The organism is Micromonospora sp. BQ11 (genome assembly GCF_052068135.1).
Lineage (GTDB): Bacteria > Actinomycetota > Actinomycetes > Mycobacteriales > Micromonosporaceae > Micromonospora.
In genome coordinates, this window is sequence record NZ_JBQHDB010000004.1 from 28,814 (window position 1) to 46,841 (window position 18,028).

General features: G+C 74.1%; 19 protein-coding genes. 13 read left to right on the top strand and 6 right to left on the bottom strand.

Annotated features, from left to right (window positions below):
- Positions 1–24: 24 nt before the first annotated feature.
- From ACTMSW_RS09755 to ACTMSW_RS09775, 5 genes are all read right to left on the bottom strand, one after another.
- On the bottom strand, positions 25–2,739 hold the full coding sequence (locus ACTMSW_RS09755; RefSeq protein WP_441180219.1) for an FtsX-like permease family protein: 2,715 nt from the start codon (positions 2,737–2,739) through the stop codon (positions 25–27).
- Positions 2,736–3,470 (bottom strand): ABC transporter ATP-binding protein, encoded by a 735-nt coding sequence (locus tag ACTMSW_RS09760; protein ID WP_441180220.1) that lies wholly within the window; start codon positions 3,468–3,470, stop codon positions 2,736–2,738. The genes ACTMSW_RS09755 and ACTMSW_RS09760 overlap by 4 nt, the downstream gene beginning before the upstream one ends.
- On the bottom strand, positions 3,467–4,066 hold the full coding sequence (locus ACTMSW_RS09765) for a PadR family transcriptional regulator (protein ID WP_441180221.1): 600 nt from the start codon (positions 4,064–4,066) through the stop codon (positions 3,467–3,469). The genes ACTMSW_RS09760 and ACTMSW_RS09765 overlap by 4 nt, the downstream gene beginning before the upstream one ends.
- Before the next feature lie 67 nt (positions 4,067–4,133).
- Positions 4,134–4,574 carry a ferritin-like domain-containing protein gene (locus ACTMSW_RS09770; protein WP_441180222.1) on the bottom strand — a complete coding sequence of 147 codons (441 nt, stop codon included), beginning with the start codon at positions 4,572–4,574 and terminating at the stop codon, positions 4,134–4,136.
- Entirely contained in the window at positions 4,571–5,020 is a 450-nt protein-coding gene (locus ACTMSW_RS09775) for a hypothetical protein (protein ID WP_441180624.1), read from the bottom strand. Before ACTMSW_RS09775 ends, ACTMSW_RS09770 begins: the two co-directional genes overlap by 4 nt.
- A 228-nt stretch (positions 5,021–5,248) precedes the next feature.
- On the opposite strand from ACTMSW_RS09775, the gene rimP reads away from it, so the two are divergent.
- The 10 genes from rimP (at position 5,249) to ACTMSW_RS09825 (ending at position 15,130) form a co-directional block, all read left to right on the top strand.
- Positions 5,249–5,908 carry a ribosome maturation factor RimP gene (gene rimP / locus ACTMSW_RS09780; RefSeq protein WP_441180223.1) on the top strand — a complete coding sequence of 220 codons (660 nt, stop codon included), beginning with the start codon at positions 5,249–5,251 and terminating at the stop codon, positions 5,906–5,908.
- Complete coding sequence (nusA, locus tag ACTMSW_RS09785) at positions 5,905–6,948, top strand: transcription termination factor NusA (protein ID WP_441180224.1); 1,044 nt, start codon at positions 5,905–5,907, stop codon at positions 6,946–6,948. Before rimP ends, nusA begins: the two co-directional genes overlap by 4 nt.
- A gap of 16 nt (positions 6,949–6,964) precedes the next feature.
- Positions 6,965–7,297 carry a YlxR family protein gene (locus tag ACTMSW_RS09790; RefSeq protein WP_357041181.1) on the top strand — a complete coding sequence of 111 codons (333 nt, stop codon included), beginning with the start codon at positions 6,965–6,967 and terminating at the stop codon, positions 7,295–7,297.
- Between the two features lie 93 nt (positions 7,298–7,390).
- Positions 7,391–10,411 (top strand): translation initiation factor IF-2, encoded by a 3,021-nt coding sequence (gene infB / locus ACTMSW_RS09795; protein WP_441180225.1) that lies wholly within the window; start codon positions 7,391–7,393, stop codon positions 10,409–10,411.
- 90 nt (positions 10,412–10,501) lie between these two features.
- Entirely contained in the window at positions 10,502–10,795 is a 294-nt protein-coding gene (locus tag ACTMSW_RS09800) for a DUF503 domain-containing protein (protein WP_357037782.1), read from the top strand.
- A 230-nt stretch (positions 10,796–11,025) separates the two neighbouring features.
- Positions 11,026–11,508, top strand: a complete 483-nt coding sequence (gene rbfA / locus ACTMSW_RS09805; protein ID WP_441180226.1) for a 30S ribosome-binding factor RbfA — start codon at positions 11,026–11,028, stop codon at positions 11,506–11,508.
- A gap of 56 nt (positions 11,509–11,564) precedes the next feature.
- Positions 11,565–12,596, top strand: a complete 1,032-nt coding sequence (locus ACTMSW_RS09810; protein WP_441180625.1) for a DHH family phosphoesterase — start codon at positions 11,565–11,567, stop codon at positions 12,594–12,596.
- A gap of 74 nt (positions 12,597–12,670) precedes the next feature.
- On the top strand, positions 12,671–13,078 hold the full coding sequence (locus ACTMSW_RS09815) for a hypothetical protein (protein ID WP_357037788.1): 408 nt from the start codon (positions 12,671–12,673) through the stop codon (positions 13,076–13,078).
- Entirely contained in the window at positions 13,078–13,287 is a 210-nt protein-coding gene (locus tag ACTMSW_RS09820) for a DUF6186 family protein (RefSeq protein WP_441180626.1), read from the top strand. The genes ACTMSW_RS09815 and ACTMSW_RS09820 overlap by 1 nt, the downstream gene beginning before the upstream one ends.
- Before the next feature lie 514 nt (positions 13,288–13,801).
- On the top strand, positions 13,802–15,130 hold the full coding sequence (locus tag ACTMSW_RS09825) for an MATE family efflux transporter (protein ID WP_441180227.1): 1,329 nt from the start codon (positions 13,802–13,804) through the stop codon (positions 15,128–15,130).
- Between the two features lie 27 nt (positions 15,131–15,157).
- Here the strand turns inward: ACTMSW_RS09825 and ACTMSW_RS09830 are convergent, their stop codons facing one another.
- Positions 15,158–15,469 carry a hypothetical protein gene (locus tag ACTMSW_RS09830; protein WP_441180228.1) on the bottom strand — a complete coding sequence of 104 codons (312 nt, stop codon included), beginning with the start codon at positions 15,467–15,469 and terminating at the stop codon, positions 15,158–15,160.
- A gap of 75 nt (positions 15,470–15,544) precedes the next feature.
- On the opposite strand from ACTMSW_RS09830, the gene truB reads away from it, so the two are divergent.
- From truB to rpsO, 3 genes are all read left to right on the top strand, one after another.
- Positions 15,545–16,498 carry a tRNA pseudouridine(55) synthase TruB gene (gene truB / locus ACTMSW_RS09835; RefSeq protein WP_441180229.1) on the top strand — a complete coding sequence of 318 codons (954 nt, stop codon included), beginning with the start codon at positions 15,545–15,547 and terminating at the stop codon, positions 16,496–16,498.
- Positions 16,499–16,563: 65 nt separating this feature from the next.
- Positions 16,564–17,493 carry a bifunctional riboflavin kinase/FAD synthetase gene (locus ACTMSW_RS09840; RefSeq protein ID WP_441180230.1) on the top strand — a complete coding sequence of 310 codons (930 nt, stop codon included), beginning with the start codon at positions 16,564–16,566 and terminating at the stop codon, positions 17,491–17,493.
- 197 nt (positions 17,494–17,690) lie between these two features.
- A complete protein-coding gene (gene rpsO, locus ACTMSW_RS09845) occupies positions 17,691–17,960 on the top strand; it encodes a 30S ribosomal protein S15 (protein WP_088963411.1) in 270 nt (89 codons plus the stop codon).
- Positions 17,961–18,028 lie beyond the last annotated feature (68 nt).

Genomic DNA, 18,028 nt, shown 5'->3' on the forward strand with positions numbered 1-18,028 from the left:
CCGGAACCGGGTCCTCTCGCGGCGTCAGTCGAGACGGCGCTCGACCGGCAGCCGGGAGCGGGTGAACAGGCCGGCGCCCAGCATGGCGACCATCGGCACCACGACCAGCACGCTGAGCGTGCTCCACGGGACCACCAGCGGAAACGCGGGCTCGACCGGCCAGGTGCCGGAGTGGTGGCGGTTGAGGGCGGTCAGGATGATCAGGGCCGTTCCCAGGCCGGCGACGATCCCGAGCAGCGACCCGACCGTGGCGATCACCCCGGCCTGGCAGAGGGAGAGGACCCGGCGTACGCCCGGTCCGGCACCGACCGCCGCGAGGGTGGACAGGTCGGCGCGGCCCTCGGCCGCCGCGAGGCCGGTGGCCGCACCGGTGGCACCCACCGCGATCACCCCGGCCGCCGCGGCCAGTAGGAGCAGGAAGGGGCGGACGGGGGTCTGGACGTCCTCCTCGGCCGTCACGTGCACCCCGCCGAGCGGCCGGAGCGCGGTGGCGAACCGCTCCCGTCGCTCCGGGTCGACCACACCGTCGGCGCTGAACGCCCACCCCGTGTGCTGCGGAGTCAGGCTCAGCCGTTCGGCGGCCGGGCGGGAGAGCACGAGGCGTGGCAGGGCGAGGTCGACGTCCACCGCGTACCCGGGGACGGTGGTGGTGTCGGTGGCCGTCACCTCCGGGTTGGCCGTGCGATCCACGCCGACCGTCAACCGCCCGTCGACCACGTACCGCGGATCGGTCACCACCGCCCCTCCGGCCCGCAGCACGGCCGTGCCGGCCGCCGTCGCGGACGGATCGGCGCCGAGGAGGATCGGCAGGGACGCGCCGTCGTCCACGGTCACCTCGAAGTAGCCCCCGTAGACATCCTCCAGGTCGCCCCGGCAGCGCTCGTCCGCCCGGGCCCGCCGGCGATCGCCCTCGCTCAGCTCGACCCCCGGAAACCACGGGCAGGCCCGGTCCGGCGGCAGCACCGGCAACACCTGGCAGGCATTGCTGTCGGTGCCGCAGCCGGCCTGCACCATCGGTACGGGAGTCACCGCGCTGCCCAGGTGCGCCCGGGCGGCCTCGACGACCCGGGCCCGGTCGGGTGGGCCGGTCGGGTACCCCGGGTCCGTCCGGCTGACCAGCACGCTCCCGGCCGGCAGGTGCGGCTCGTACACCCGCGTGTTGCGGGCGTCCTCGCTGGCGATGTAGGCGCCGAGGGTGACGCTCGCGGCCACCGCCGCCATCACCGCCGAGATGGCCGGGGCGGCCGAGGACCGGTTGCGGCTGGCGTCGCGCAGGGCGATCCGGAGCGCGACCGGCAGGGCGTGGCCGAGGCGCGCTATCAGCCCGACCAGTGCCGGGGTGGCACAGACCAGGCCGAGTTCGCCGAGGACCAGGCCGGCGAGGACCACCGTCGGCGACGTCCGGTTCGCGCCCACGGCGGCGATGCCGGCACCGACCGCGACGAGCGCCGCGCCGAGTACCGGCCACCAATGCCGGTACGCCGCCGGGCTGCGCCGCCCGGCCAGTCCTGCCAACACGTCCTGCCGGGCGGCCGTCCACGCCGGCACCAGCGCGGCGAGCACGCCGGCCAGGACCGCGACGGCGGCGATCAGCAGCAGCGCCTCCGGCATGAAGCGGTATCCGCCGAAGCGCGCCTGGAACAGGTACCGCTCGCTCAGCGGTCGGACCGCGACGGCGGCGGCGACGCCGAGCAGCACGCCCACGGCGGCGCCGACCGCACCCAGCACCAGCCCGTCGGCCAGGACGATCCGACGCAGGTGAACGGCGTCCCCACCGGCCACCGCGACCAGCGCGAGGTCCCGGCGTCGTCGGCGTACGCCCACCGCGAAGGCGGGTCCGACGAGCAGCACGACCTCCAGCAGCCCGAGCCCGCCGACGAGCACGGCGGTGCTCATGCCCTCCAGGTCCATCGTCGAGGCGAACTCCCCGTACCGGGTCGCCGTACCGGGCACCGTACCGGGCGCGGGAGTACGGGCCTTCACCACGAAGCCGTGGTCGTTCAGCCGCCGGACCAGGTCGGCGTCGACGGCGCCGGGCAGGTCGACCAGCAGGGTGTGCTCCACGCCTCCCGGTCGTGCCGGTGCCTCCGGCGGCAGCGCCACGACCGGGCCGAGCTGGTCCGGGAACTCGACCACCCCGACGACCGTCCAGGTGCGGGAGCCGTCCCCGGAGGTCACCCGGTCCCCGAGGCGGACCCGGAGCCGGTCCGACGCGGCGTCGTTGACCGCGATCTCGTCCGGGCCGACCGGTGCCCGGCCGCGCAGGGACCGGGTCAGCCCACGCCCGAGCGGGTCGGTCAGATCGACGGCCCGCGCCGCCACGGTGTCGTCGACACGGTCGCCGACCAGGGCGTCGAAATAGGCCTGTCGCTGCACCGGCAGCATCCGGGACCCGGCCGGGAGCAGTTCGGCGGCCGTCGCGGGATCGACCGCACCGGTGGACACGCTCTCGCTGTCGCGTGGGCCCCACCCGTCACCCCACGCGGTCTGCACGACCGGCACCGACATGACCGGCAGCAGCTCCGCGTCGGCGGCGCCGAGCTGCTGGTCGATCCGCTCCGCCCGGGTGAGGTTCGACATGTCCCAGGTCGCCGCGGTGAACGACAGGCCGAGCACCGGCAGGACGATCATCACCAGGATCATCGCCGTACGCCCGCCTGCCCGGCGCGCCTCCCGCCGGGCCACCCGCAGCGCGACCCGCCACGACGCGACCGTGCCGGTGAACCGGGCCGGCCTCACCGACCGCTGCCGGTGAGCAGTTGCGTGACGTCGCCCAGGGGTGCGGTCGAGTCGACCAGCACCCCGTCCCGCAGGAACACCACCCGGTCCGCCCACGCGGCGTGCCGGGCCTCGTGGGTGACCAGCACCCCGGCTGCCCCGGCGTCGACCCGCTGTCGCAGCAGGTGCAGCACGGCCTCGCCGGTCTGCGAGTCCAGGGCGCCGGTCGGCTCGTCGGCGAGGACCAGCCGGCGCTCGCCGACCAGGGCCCGGGCGATGGCGACCCGCTGCTGCTGACCGCCGGAGAGCTGGTCCGGGAAGCGGTCGCCCAGGTCGGGCAGGCCCACCTCGGTCAGCGCGTCGAGGGCGAGGCGGCGGGCCTGTCGGACGCCGGTCCCGTCCAGTTCGAGGGGGAGCGCGACGTTCTCCGCCGCGGTGAGGCTGGCGATCAGGTTGAGGTTCTGGAAGATGTAGCCGACCCGACGGCGGCGCAGCTGCGCGAGGCGGCGTCGGTCCAGGTCGCCGAGCAGCTGTCCGTCCACGCGTACCTGGCCGGCGCTCGGGCTGTCCAGACCGCCGGCTAGGGCCAGCAGGGTCGACTTGCCCGACCCGGAGGGACCCATGACGGCGACCAGTTCGCCCGGCGCGACGGTGAGGCTGACCCCGCGCAGCGCGTGCACGGCCGCCGGACCGGCGCCGTGGGTGCGGTGCACCTCGCGGACGTCGAGGACCGCGCCGTCGGTCGTGGTCACCGTCGTGCCTCCTCGTCCGTACGCTCCACCGCCCCGGTGGCTCCGGCCGTCGGCGTCGTCACGGGGGAGCCGGTCACGGTCGGGCGGTGTCGCACCAGGCTGCTCTCGCAGTGGTCCAGCCAGCGGACCTCCGCCTCGGCCTGGAACACCATCGCGTCCAGCACCAGCCGCCAGGGTAGGTCCTCCGGCCGGTCGCTGGCGTACTTGAGCCGCGTCAATTCCTGGAGCGTCCGCATGGTGGCGCTGCGCTGGGTCTGCACCACCGACCGCACGTCGACGCCGGGGGTGGTGAGGGCCAGCGCGAGCTTGATGGCCAGCTCGTCCCGGGGACGGTCGGTGCGACTGATCGGGGTGGCGAACCACAGGGTCAGGTCGGCTCGGCCGGCGTCGGTGATCTCGTACGGGCGCTGCCCCGCCTCGCTCTCCGGCAACGAGCGGACCAGCCCGTCGCGTTCCAGCCGGGCGAGGGTGGTGTAGACCTGCCCGATGTTCAGCGGCCAGGTGGAACCGGTCGACTCCTCGAACGCGGCGCGCAACTGGTAGCCGTACATCTGGCCGCGCTCGAGCAGGGCGAGCAGGCCGTGGCGGATGGACATGCTCACGGAGTATGCATACCTGGTATGCGGACCGCAACCGGAGCGCTGCGCGGCGGGCGACCCGGCGTCAGGTGGGACGGCCGGGGAACGCCACCGTCGACGGGGTGATCCCCGCGATCCGCCGGAACCGGGTCGCCCGGACCGCGTAGTCCACCAGGGCGGCGAGGGCGCGGTCCCGGTCCGGGCCGGTGGTCGCCGCGACGGCCGCCCGCCAGAACGCGGCCGTGCGCTCCTCCACCTCCACCGCCAGTCGCAGCGCGCTCGTCCGGTCCGTCACCGGGTACGGCAGCGTGTACCCGGCGCGGTCCGCCGGGACGGTGCCACCGGAGGTGCTGAGCTGCACCACCAGGGCGTCGCGGCGGCGCCGGTGCGCGGCCTCCGCCTCCCGCGCGGCGGTGCGGGCGGCGTCGGTGAGGCGTACGCCGATCGGGCCGTAGGCCCAGATGGCCGCGTACTCGGCGGTCAGCGCGGCGCCGAGCGCCTCGGCGGGCCCGGTCGGCGCGGTCATCGCAGCACCTCCAGGTGCGTGGCGCGGGCGGCGACGATGGACGCGAGCAGTGCGGCGCGGTCCGCCGGAGCCTCCGCGCAGGCCTTCGTCGCGCTCTCCCGACCGGCGCGCTCGCGCTCCCGCAGGGCGGCCAGCGCGGCGGCCGGAGCACCCCCGGTCGCCGGCGACGCCGGGGCGGACGCCGTCGGCGGCGTGGTGCGGGACAGGCTCGCCAGTTCGGCGGCGTGCGCGCGGTGGGCCTCGGCGATCGGCGTGAGCCGGCCGGCGAGCGTGGGGTGCGCGGCGGCGGCGTCGGTGTGGGCCGCGGCGAGCGCGAGCGCCTCCTCGACCAGGGGCGCGAGAGGGTCGACCACCGGCGCCGGGTCCCCGTCGCGGTCGAAAGGATCACAGCCGGTCAGCGAAGCCGTCGCGCCGCCGAGCGCCAACAGGGCGCCGGCTCGCAGCAGATCACGCCGCGAATGTCCGGTTGCGCCGTCGCGCTCTGTCGTTCTTCCCGTCGCCACCGGACAAGTCAACACCATCCTGGCCGGTCCCGGGGTCATCGGCGTCGGTGCGCCGCCCGGGCCGGTGCCGGACCGGCGCGTTACGCTCTGCACGCCACCGGCGCGATCGCTCCGGTGGTGTACCGGCATGGCGTCCGACCGGACGCCGCGAGCAGGAGAAGGGTGCGCCAGATGACGCAGCGTGGCCGGGCCACCAGGCCGACGGGGCCGACCGGGCGACCGCGGCGTCCCGAGGGCCCCCGTGGCGGGGAGCGCGGACCGCGCGGCGACCTCGCCGCCCGCCGTGCCCGCCTGCGCGAGGTCATCGAACCCGTGGTCGTCGCGGCCGGTTACGACCTCGAGGACCTCTCCGTCTCCCGGGCCGGTCGCCGGCACGTCGTGCGGGTGATCGTGGACGCGGACGGCGGCGTCAACCTGGACGCGGTCGCCGACGTCTCGCGGGCCGTCTCCGCCGCGCTGGACGAGGCCGAGGAGGCCGGCGGCGACATCGTGGCCGGCGAGTACCAGCTCGAGGTGAGTTCCCCCGGCGTGGACCGGCCGCTGACGCTGCCCCGGCACTGGCGGCGCAACGTCGGCCGGCTGGTCAAGGTGACCGCCCGTGCCGCGCAGGGCGGCGACCGGCAGGTCACCGGCCGGATCCTGGCCGCGGACGACGAGCGGGTGACGCTGGAGACCGAGGGCGGCCAGGCCGATTTCACCCACTCCGCGCTCGGCCCCGGCCGCGTGCAGGTGGAGTTCACCCGCCTCGACGACGCGGTGGACGGGGCCGACGACACTGAAGATCTTGACGACTTTGACGACGACGATGATGTGGAGGACGAGGAGAGGTGAACATCGACCTCGCGGCGCTGCGCGCACTCGAGCGCGAGCGGGAGATCCCGTTCGACACGATCCTCGCGGCGATCGAGACCGCGTTGCTGACCGCCTACCGGCACACCGAGGGTGCGGAGTCCCACGCCCGGGTGGAGATCGACCGTAAGACCGGCGCGGCCCTGGTGTACGCGCAGGAGATGGACGACGACGGCACCGTGGTGCGGGAGTGGGACGACACCCCGCACGACTTCGGCCGGATCGCCGCCATGACCGCCAAGCAGGTGATCCTCCAGCGACTGCGGGAGGCCACCGACGAGGTGCACTTCGGCGAGTACGTGGGCCGCGACGGCGACCTGGTGACCGGCGTCGTGCAGGCGCACGAGGCGCGGGCGGAGAAGGGCATCGTCAGCGTCGACCTGGGCAAGCTGGAGGGCGTGCTGCCGCAGTCGGAGCAGGTGCCCGGCGAGCGGTACGCCCACGGCGAGCGGATCCGCTGCGTGGTGGTGCACGTGGCCAAGGGGATGCGCGGGCCGCAGATCACGCTGTCCCGGTCGCATCCGGCGCTGGTGAAGAAGCTCTTCGCCCTGGAGGTGCCGGAGATCGCCGACGGCACGGTGGAGATCGGCGCCATCGCGCGTGAGGCAGGTCACCGTACGAAGATCGCGGTCCGGTCCACCACCCCCGGCGTGAACGCCAAGGGCGCCTGCATCGGCCCCATGGGGCAGCGGGTGCGCGCGGTGATGAGCGAGCTGCACGGTGAGAAGATCGACATCATCGACTGGTCGGACGACCCGGCGACCTTCGTCGGCAACGCGCTCTCGCCGGCCAAGGCCCTGCGGGTCGAGGTGGTCGACCTGGCCGGTCGGGCCGCGAGGGTGACCGTTCCGGACTTCCAACTCTCGCTGGCGATCGGCCGGGAGGGGCAGAATGCCCGTCTTGCCGCCCGTCTGACCGGTTGGCGGATCGACATTCGGTCCGACGCGGAGCAGGCGGGTGCGGCAAACCGGAGCGGAGCTGATCACGTCCCGGAGCCGGGCGGAGCGATCTCGGGCAGCTAGGGGTAGACTTTCACCAGTGGTACGACGCGTGGCGCCGGTGCGCACCTGTGTGGGTTGCCGGCGACGTGCGCCGGCCAGCGAATTGTTGCGGATCGTCGCGGTTGGTGACGAGGCTGGACACAGCCTCCGACCTGATCCGGCCCGCATACTGCCGGGTCGGGGAGCGAACATGCACCCGGATCCGGCCTGCTTTGCGCAGGCGGTGCGGCGGCGCGCCTTCGGGCGGGCGCTGCGCGTAACCGGGGTCCCTGACCACCGGGAGCTGGCGGAGCACGTCGATGCGCCAACCACTACGTCCGGTCAACCCGAGCGGACGAGGGTCGCTAGCAAGGTAGGACGACCGACATGAGCACACGATGAAGTCCCTGAAATGACCAGGCTTCAAGTGCAGGAGTGAGGTCGCTGCGGGTGCTGCCCGCACGACCTCGGAGTGAGGAGTGCAGTGGCAGGTAAGGCCCGCGTACACGAGCTAGCCAAGGAGCTCGGGGTCGAAAGCAAGACCGTTCTCGCCAAACTCAAGGAGATGGGCGAGTTCGTCAAGTCAGCGTCCAGCACCGTCGAGGCGCCCGTCGCCCGACGGCTGCGTGGCGCTTTCGTCGCGTCCGCCGGTGGTTCCTCGGCGCCGACCGCCACGCCGGCGGCGGCCTCGAGCCCGGCATCGACCCCGACGCCGTCCCCGTCCCCGGGCGCGCCCCGGGTCTCGGCCAAGCCGATGCCGCCCCGGCGGCCGGCCGCGCCGGCACCCGGTCCGAAGCCCAAGGGTCCGGTTCCCGGCCCGCCGCAGCCGGCGGCCCCGGTCGCCAAGCCGGCGAGCGCACACGACATCGAGGTGGCGGCCGCGGAGGCGCGTGCCGCCGCGCTGAAGGCCGAGCAGGAGGCCGCGGTCAAGGCCGCGCAGGCCGCTCGCCAGCAGCAGCGTGAGAACGTCCGGCGGGAGCCCCCCACCGAGGGTGGTCCCCGTCCGGGTCCGCGTCCGGGCCCGAACGCGGTTCCCTCGCGTCCCGGTACGCCGGCCGCCGGTCGTCCCGGCGCGCCGACCCCGGGTCCGGGTGCCCGTCCGGGCGGTCGTCCGCCGGCGCGCGGCGCCGGTAACAACCCGTTCGGCATCCAGGGCGGCCAGCAGCGGCCGCCGGCCGCTGGTGCCGGTGGCCCCCGGCCCAGCCCGGCGGGCATGCCGCCGCGGCCGAGCCCGGCCTCCATGCCCCCGCGGCCGAGCCCGGCTTCCATGCCGAGTCAGCGTCCGACCACGGGTCGCCCCGGCGGTCCCGGTGGCGGTCGTGGCGGTCCCGGTGGCGGCGCGGGTCGTCCCGGTGGCGGCGGCGGTGGCTTCCGCGGCGGTCCCGGTGGCGGCGGCGGTGCCGGCGGTGGCGGTGGCTTCCGTGGCGGTCCCGGTGGCGGCGGCGGTGCCGGCGGTGGCGGTGGCTACCGTGGCGGTCCCGGCGGCGGTGGCGGTGCTCCCGGCGGCGGTTTCCGTCCGGGTGCCCCGGCCGGTGGCGGCGGTCGTCCCGGTGGCGGCGGTCGTGGCCGTGGCGGCGGTGCCGCGGGTGCCTTCGGGCGTCCGGGTGGCCGGCCGACCCGCGGTCGCAAGTCCAAGAAGCAGCGCAGACAGGAGTTCGACAACCTGTCGGCCCCGACCATGAGCTCGGGTGCTCCCCGGGGTCAGGGTCAGGTCGTCCGGCTCTCCCGTGGCGCCTCGCTGTCGGACTTCGCCGACAAGATCAACGCCAACCCGGGTTCGCTGGTCCAGGAGATGTTCAACCTGGGCGAGATGGTGACGGCGACCCAGTCGTGCTCCGACGACACCCTGCTGCTGCTGGGTGAGCACCTCGGTTTCGACGTGCAGATCGTCAGCCCGGAGGACGAGGACCGCGAGCTGCTCGCGCAGTTCAACATCGACCTCGACGCCGAGGTCGCCGAGGAGCGCCTGGTCACCCGTGCGCCGGTCGTGACCGTCATGGGTCACGTCGACCACGGTAAGACCAAGCTGCTCGACGCGATCCGTAAGGCGAACGTCGTGGCCGGCGAGGCGGGTGGCATCACCCAGCACATCGGTGCCTACCAGGTCCACGTCCCGCACGAGGGCAACGACCGCGCGGTGACCTTCATCGACACCCCGGGTCACGAGGCGTTCACCGCCATGCGTGCCCGTGGTGCCCAGGTGACGGACGTCGTGATCCTGGTGGTCGCGGCGGACGACGGCGTCATGCCGCAGACGATCGAGGCGTTGAACCACGCCAAGGCGGCCGACGTGCCGATCGTGGTGGCGGTCAACAAGGTCGACAAGCCGGAGGCGAACCCGGACAAGGTCCGCCAGCAACTGACCGAGTACGGCCTGGTCGCCGAGGAGTACGGCGGCGAGACCATGTTCGTCAACGTGGCGGCCAAGCCGGGCATCGGCATCGAGGAGCTTCTCGAGGCCGTCCTGCTGACCGCCGACGCGTCGCTGGAGCTGACCGCTCCGATCGACGGGCCGGCGCAGGGTGTGGCCATCGAGGCGCACCTGGACAAGGGCCGCGGTGCGGTGGCGACGGTGCTCGTGCAGAAGGGCACCCTGCGGGCGGGCGACTCGATCGTCGCCGGTGGGGCGCACGGCCGGGTCCGGGCGATGCTCGACGAGAACGGCAACCAGGTCGCCGAGGCAGGTCCGGCACGTCCGGTCCTGGTCCTGGGTCTGACCGCGGTGCCGAGCGCCGGCGACACCTTCCTCGCCGCGGCGGACGACCGCACGGTGCGGCAGATCGCCGAGCAGCGGCAGGCGCGGCGGCGGGCGGCGGCATTCGCCAACTCCCGTGGCCGGGCGACTCTCGAGACGCTCATGGAGCAGCTCAAGGAGGGCGAGAAGACCTCGCTCAACCTGGTGCTCAAGGGCGACGTCTCCGGTTCGGTGGAGGCGCTCGAGGACGCGCTGTTCAACCTCGACATCCCCGAGGAGGTCCAGCTCAAGGTCCTCGACCGGGGTGTCGGCGCGATCACCGAGAGCAACGTCATGCTGGCCAGCGCCTCGTCGGAGCCGGTCACGATCATCGGCTTCAACGTGCGGGCCTCCAACAAGGTCCGTGAGATGGCCGACCGCGAGGGCGTGGAGATCCGGTACTACACCGTCATCTACCAGGCCATCGAGGAGATCGAGGCGGCGCTCAAGGGCCTGCTCAAGCCGGAGTACGAGGAGGTCGAGCTGGGCACCGCGGAGATCCGCGACGTGTTCCGTTCGTCCAAGATCGGCAACATCTCCGGCTGCATCGTCCGGTCGGGTGTCATCCGGCGCAACGCCAAGGCGCGCCTGCTGCGCGACGGGGCGGTGGTGGCGGACAACCTCACCGTGAGCTCGCTCAAGCGGTTCAAGGACGACGCCACGGAGGTTCGCGAGGGCTTCGAGTGTGGTCTGACCCTGGGTGGTTACAACAACGTCCAGGTCGGCGACATCATCGAGACCTTCGAGATGCGGGAGAAGGTTCGCGCCTGATCCGCGGCTGACAACAGTGGTCGAGGGGTTTACGCCGGTCTGGCGTAAACCCCTTGATCATGTCCGGGGTTGTCCGTAACGTCGGTGGTGATGTTCACCGGAACCGCGGTCTTCGACCTGCTCCTGCCGGGCGACTCCCGGTCGCTCAAGGCCAAGAGATCATATGTACGGCCGATCGTCGCGGCGCTGCGTCGCTTCGAGGTGTCGGCCGCCGAGGTGGGTGCGCTCGACCTGCACGGCCGGGCGGAGATCGCCGTGGCGGTGGTGGCCGCCGAGGCGGCGCACGTCCGCGAGGTGCTCGATTCCTGTGAGCGCCTGGTGGCCGGTCGGCCCGAGGCCGAGCTGCTCTCGGTGCGCCGGCGCCTCTACGGCGAGGACGACTAGTCCGGTCGGGACCGGCCCCCGCCGGGGCCCGTCCCGACCGGCGTCACCGGGTGTGACGCCGCGACCGGGCGCGGACGTGTTGGGGTCACCGGGACGGGCGTGGTCCGAGACACCGACGGTGACGCCCGGGGGTGCGGGCCGCGAAGGTAGTGTTCGAGTTGTTGGCCGGTCGGCCGGTGACGCTGCGCGTCGTCCGGCGGCCGGGAGCGGGACGCCGTGGAGGTGGCGAGATGTCGGATCCGGCCAAGGTACGCCGGCACGCGGAGCGGGTGCGCGAACTGGTCGCGTCGGTGGTGCGGAGCCAGATCAAGGATCCGCGGCTCGGCATGATCACCATCACCGACGCCCGGATCACCGCTGACCTGCGCGACGCCACCGTCTTCTACACGGTGCTCGGCGACGCGGCGGCCCAGGCGGGCACGGCGGCGGCCCTGGAGAGTGCGAAGGGCATGCTGCGCAGCACCGTCGGCAAGGCCCTCGGGCTGCGGCACTCGCCGACCCTGACCTTCGTCCTGGACGACGTGCAGGACCAGGTCAAGCACATCGACGACCTGCTGGCGCAGGCGCGCAACGCCGACGCCGAGGTCCAGCGGCTGGCCGCCCGGGCCGAGTACGCGGGCGAGGCCCAGCCGTACAAGGTCGACGAGGACGAGGACACCGAGGACGCCGACGAGGACGCCGAGGACGACACCGCGCCCCGGGCCGGGCGGTGACCAGCGCCGCGGCCGGCTCGACCGGCCTCACGGTCGACCGCGCCCCGGCGGGGGCGATCCCGCCCGGGGCCGGTCCGACGGAGGCCGAGTGGGCCGCCGCGGTGGCCGCTGTCCGGGACCTGCCCCCGGACGGCCGGGTGCAGTTGATCTGCCACGTCAACCCCGACGGCGATGCGCTGGGCAGCATGCTCGGCTTCGGCCTGGGTCTGCGTCACCAGGGTGTCCGGCAACTGCGGGCGACGTTCCCCGGCCCGCCCGAGGTGCCGGAGCCGTTCCGCGGCCTGCCCGGTCTGGACCTGCTGGTGCCGGCGAGCGAGGCGTACCCGGACCCGGACCTCGTGGTCTGCTTCGACGCGGCGAGCGAGTCCCGCCTCGGTGAGCTGGTCGACCGGCTGGAGACCGCCGGCACCGCGCTGGTGCTCGACCACCACGCGTCCAACACGCGTTTCGGCGGCGTCAACCTGGTGGACCCGTACGCCGCGGCCACGTCGGTGGTCGTCGAGGAACTGCTCACCCGCCTCGGGGTGCCGCTGGACGCCAGCATCGCGGAGTGCCTGTACGTGGCGCTCAGCACGGACACCGGTTCCTTCCGCTTCGAGGCGACCACACCGGCGGTGCACGCGATGGCGGCCCGGCTGCTGGCTACCGGCATCCGCCCCGGCGACATCTCCCGGCGTGTCTTCGACACCCGGCCGTTCGGCGCCGTCCGCCTCTTCGGCGAGGTGCTGAGCCGGGCCCGGTTGGAGCCTGCCGCCGCCGCCGGGCACGGTCTCGTCTGGACGTACGCGACCCTCGACGACCTGACCCGGCACGACCAGCGCCCGTACATCCTGGAGGCGTTGATCGACTCGGTGCGGTGCACCGCCGAGGCGGACGTGAGCTGCGTGGTCAAGCAGACCGGTCCGGGCGAGTGGGCGGTGTCGATGCGCAGCAAGGGCGCCGTCGACGTGTCCCGGGTCGCGGTCGCGCTGGGCGGCGGCGGCCACCGGTTCGCCGCCGGCTTCACGGGGCGCGGCACCGCCGAGGAGGTCGTGGGGAGCATTCGCGCCGAACTCGGCGCCGCTCTCCTCACGCCCGGCCCCGCCTGAGCCCGGGAAGATCAGGGACAGCTCCGGGGAGTGTCCGTCTTCCCGACGTGTCGGAACGCGGGGAGAATCACGGGATGGAGCAACCCCACGACCTCACCGTCGAGGCGCCCCGCGCCTGGGACCGGCCGGCCGTGGCCGTGCCGGTGCTCGTCTGCCTCTCCTTGGTCGGCGGCCGGTTCGCGTCCTTCTCGACCGAGGCGAATCTCTACACGCTCGGCACCGGCGGCGTACTGATCTGGCTCGGTCTGAGCAACCGGGTGCCGCGCCGTCCCGCACCGCACCGGCTCGGGGCCGGGGCGGCCTGGTGGGCCCTGCCGGTGGTGGTCTTCGTGGTCTTCGAGGGCGCCACCTTCGTGATGGCGGCGGGGGACGACTTCCCCACCTTCTCCCGGCTGGCCGACCCCCTGCTGGAGGACCGGCTGGTCCGGTCCGCGGCCTGGCTGGGCTGGCTGTCCGCGTTCTGGGGCCTGGTGCGGCGATGATGCGGACCCTGGCGATCGGCGGCTTCCTGGCCTCGCTCGTGCTCTTCGCCGCGGTGGAGTGGGCGGCGCGCCGGGAGGGCTCGCGGATCCCGACCCTCGGCGACGTGTGCGCCTACGTGACGCGCTACGAGGTGGGTTCGGTGCCGGTGGGCCGGATCGGACTCCTGGGCTTCTGGTGGTGGCTGGGCTGGCACTTCCTGGCCCGGTGAGCCGGCGTTCCGGCTGTCCGAATGGCGGGAAGCACCGCGAACCATGTGGACCTGAACGATAGCTTGGGAACTGGCCGGCGCCTCTGACGGCGCCCGGTCACGGGCGGTGGGGCCGCACCCGGCGTCGCCTCCCTCCAGGGTCGGACCGACCCCGGCTAGCGCCGCCCATCGGCCGCTCCGGTGATCCCGGACCGCTGCGGGCGCACAGCAGCAGGACGACTCCGTGCGTGTCGCCGTCGGGTGACCCACGCCCTGGAAGGGACCACCACCATGCCGAGCAAGCCCAAGCCCGAGACCACCGACGAGGCCCGTGAGCAGATGCGCCGCGCGCTGCAGACCTCGATGGACACCCGTCAGTGACCATGACGTCGATCGGTTGACGCCCGGCCGGACGGCTCGCACGCCGTCGGAGCCGGGCGTCGACCATGTTCGGCGATCCCCACCGGGAAACACGCCCCGGTAAGCACTGCGGCTTGTTGCGTCCCTTACTCGGCGCGTGCCAGGATCGGCGGCGATGAGTCAGCCCGCCGTCACCGCCACCCCACCCGCGTCGCCGCGGCGGATCGCCGCGCTCGCCCTGCCGGCCCTCGTGGTGCTGGCCGCCGAGCCGCTCTACGTCCTGGTCGACACGGCCGTCGTCGGCCACCTCGGTCAGGTTCCCCTCGCCGCGCTCGCCGTCGGCGGCACGGTGCTGACCCTCGTCGCGTGGCTCGGTGCCATCGTCGCGTACGGCACCACGGGGCGGTCGGCCCGCCGCTTCGGTGCCGGTGACCGGGCCTCCGCGGTGGCCGAGGGCGTCCAGGCGTCCTGGCTTGCCCTGGGCATCGGGGTGCTGGTTGCGGTCGGGATGCAGGTCGGCGGCGGCACGCTGGCGCGTACCCTCGCCGGCGAGGACGGCGCGGTGGCCGACGCCGCCGCGCAGTGGCTGCGCGTCGCGGCGCTGGGCGCCCCCGGGCTGCTGCTCGCCGCCGCCGGCAACGGGTGGCTGCGCGGCGTCCAGGACACGCGGCGCCCCCTGTGGTTCGTCCTCGGGCCCAACCTGCTCTCCGCGCTGCTCTGCCCGCTGCTGGTCTACCCGGCCGGGCTCGGCCTGGTCGGCTCGGCGGTGGCCAACGTGACCGCCCAGACGCTCTCCGGCGTGCTCTTCGTCAGCGCGCTGGCCGCCGAACGGGTCGCGCTGCGTCCCCGGCCGACGGTGATCGGGCAGCAACTCGTGCTCAGCCGCGACCTGCTGATCCGGGGCGTCGCGTTCCAGGCCAGCTTCCTCTCGGCCACCGCCGTCGCCGCGCGCTTCGGCGCCGCCGCGGTCGGCGCCCACCAGATCGCCGTGCAACTGTTCTTCTTCGCCGCCCTGGTGCTCGACGCCCTCGCCATCGCCGCCCAGGCGCTGGTCGGCGCCGCGCTGGGCGCCGGTGACGACGTCGGCGCGCGCGCCCTCGCCCGCCGGATCGGCCTGCTCGGTGCCGTCTGCGGCACCGCGTTCGCCCTCCTCGTCGCCGCGGGCGCCGGTGTCGTCCCCGGGTGGTTCAGCTCCGATCCCCAGGTACGCGAACAGGCCATGGTGGCGTGGCCGTGGTTCGTCGGGATGCTCCCGCTGGCCGGTGTGGTCTTCGCCCTCGACGGCGTGCTGATCGGTGCCGGTGACGTGCGCTACCTGCGCAACCTCACGATCGTCGCGGCCGTGGGCGGGTTCCTGCCGGCGATCTGGCTGACGTACCTGCTCGACCTCGGGCTCGGCGGCATCTGGGCCGGGCTCACCCTCTTCGTGGTGATCCGGCTGGTCGCCCTGCTGCTGCGGCTGCGCTCCGGCGGCTGGGCCGTGGTCGGCGCGGTCCGCGCCTGACCGGGGACCGCCCGCCGCCGGCCCCGGTCAGGCCATCTGGGAGAGCCCGTAGACGGCGAGCACGAGGAACAGCGCGATCGCCCAGCAGAGGAAGAAGGCGACGACCTTCACCGTGTTGGGGTAGCGCTGGTAGAGCTTCCGCCGCTGCTGCCAGGCCCACCAGCGCTCGCGCAGCCGCCGCGCGCCGGGCAGCGCCTCGACGGTCTCCGCGACCCGCACGCCGAGGGTGCGCCGTGGAGGCGGCGGGTCGAGCATCCAGCCGGGCAGGGCGGACGGCTGCTGCGGGGTCCGCTGCCAGCGTGGGCCGTCGCCGGTGTGGCTGCCGCGTGTGCGTCGCATCGATGTCCTCCCGTGGTCCGGACGCCCGGCGTACCGACGGACGTCGTTACGGACATCGTCGCAGCGCCTCGCCAGATGCGTCGCCCCGCTTCTGCGGCGTACCGGGGCGGGTCGGCGTGCGGCGGTCTGGCAGGCTTGGCGGTCGTGAGCACTGACGGTCTGATCGTGGTGGACAAGCCGGGCGGCATGACGTCGCACGACGTGGTGGCGCGGATCCGCCGGCTGGCGCGTACCCGCCGGGTGGGCCACGGCGGCACGCTCGACCCGATGGCCACCGGAGTGCTGGTGATCGGCGTCGGTCGGGCCACCCGCCTGCTGACGTACGTGATCGGGGCCGGCAAGAGCTACGCCGCCACCGTCCGCCTGGGACAGGCCACGGTCACCGACGACGCCGAGGGTGACGTCATCGCCACCACGCCCGCCGGCACGGTGACCGACGAGGCGGTCCACGCCGCGTTCGCCGCCCTCACCGGCGAGATCGACCAGGTGCCCAGCGCGGTCAGCGCGATCAAGATCGACGGCCAGCGGGCGTACAAGCGGGTCCGCGAGGGGGAGAGCGTCGAGCTGCCCGCCCGCCGGGTCACCGTCTCCCGGCTGGACGTGCTGGCGATCCGCCGGGACCAGCCCGACGTGGTCGACGTGGACGTCGACGTGACCTGCTCGTCCGGCACGTACATCCGGGCCCTGGCCCGGGACGCCGGCCTGGCGCTCGGCGTCGGGGGCCACCTGACCGCGCTGCGGCGTACCGCGGTCGGGGGCTTCACCCTCGCGGAGGCCGCCACCCTCGACGACCTGGAGTCCCGCGCGCCGGAGGTGGTCAACCTGCCGCTCGCCGCGGCGGCCGGGCGGTTCTTCCCGCGTCGCGACGCCGACGCCGCCGAGGCCGCGACGCTCTCCCACGGCGGGCCGCTCGACCCGGTCGGGATCGCCGGTCCCTACGCGGTGTTCGACCCGGCCGGTGGGCTGCTCGCTATCGTCAGCGAGCGGGGCGGTCGGGCCCGCGCGGAGATCGTGCTCGCTCCGGCCTGACGGCCGGGCTCGGGTGTCGTCACCGCCGGCGGGTCACGGCCGGCGGGGAGCAGGGGAGGAGAGCAATGCAGCGGTGGCGGGGGTACGACGCGGCGCCCGGTGGCTGGGGGCGGTCCGTCGTCACCATCGGCGTCTTCGACGGCGTGCACAAGGGGCACCAGGCGACCATCGGGCACACCGTCGCGCGGGCCCGCGAGCTGGGCGTCCAGTCCGTGGTGGTGACCTTCGACCCGCACCCGGCCGAGGTGGTCCGCCCCGGCTCGCACCCGGCCGTGCTCACCGAGCCGGCCCGCAAGGCGGAGCTGATCGAGGCGCTCGGCGCCGACGTGCTCTGCGTGGTGCCGTTCACTCCTGAGTTCTCCCGGCTGCCCGCGGAGGCGTTCGTGCACGACATCCTCGTCGAGCACCTGCACGCCGCCGGGGTCGTGGTCGGCGGCAACTTCCGCTTCGGGCACCGGGCGGCCGGCGACGTGGCGCTGCTGGAACGGCTCGGCCGCACGTTCGGCTTCGGCGTCGAGGGCGCGCCCCTGGTCGCCGAGTCGGGCACCGTCTTCTCCTCCACCTACATCCGCTCCTGCGTGGACGCGGGCGACGTGGGGGCGGCGGCCGCCGCGCTGGGCCGGCCACACCGCCTGGAGGGGGTCGTGGTCCGGGGCGACCAGCGCGGGCGGGAGCTGGGCTTCCCCACCGCCAACCTGCTCTGCCACCGGTACGCGGCGGTGCCCGCCGACGGCATCTACGCGGCCCGCCTGGTGCGTCGGGGTCGGCCCGAGCCGCTGATGGCGGCCGTGTCGATCGGCACCAACCCCACCTTCTCCGGGCGGGAGCGGCGGGTCGAGGCGTACGTGCTGGACTTCGACGGCGACCTCTACGGCGAGCGGCTGGCCCTGGACTTCGTGGCGCACCTGCGCGGACAGGTCCGCTACGAGGGGGTCGAGCCGCTGATCGCCCAGATCCGCCAGGACGTCGAGCGGACCCGGCGGGCGCTGGCCTGAGCGGTCCCGACTGCCGTCTGCGCCGGCCTGGTACGGACGATCCGGACGTGCTGGTAGTGTGGTGGAGACGTCGGCTGACCGACGTGGTGCCTCGCGTGCCTGCACGACGCCGCGGGTGCGAGGAACCAGTCCGTTTCTCCGGTGCGAAAGCCCGACACGACGGACACCAATGGACAACCCACTGAAACAGGGAGAACATGGCGCTCGACCAGGAAGCCAAGGCCACGATCCGCGCGGAGTACGCGACCGCCGAGGGCGACACCGGTTCGCCGGAGGTGCAGGTCGCGGTCCTCACCAAGCGGATCGCCGAGCTCACCGAGCACCTGAAGGTGCACAAGCACGACCACCACAGCCGTCGTGGGCTGCTGCTGCTGGTCGGCCGTCGCCGTCGGCTGCTCAACTACGTCCAGAAGAAGGACATCAACCGCTACCGGTCGCTCATCGAGCGGCTCGGCCTGCGCCGATGACGTGACGGGGGAGTGGCCACCGGGCCGCTCCCCCGTTCCAGTGCTACACAGGTAACAACCACGGGCCG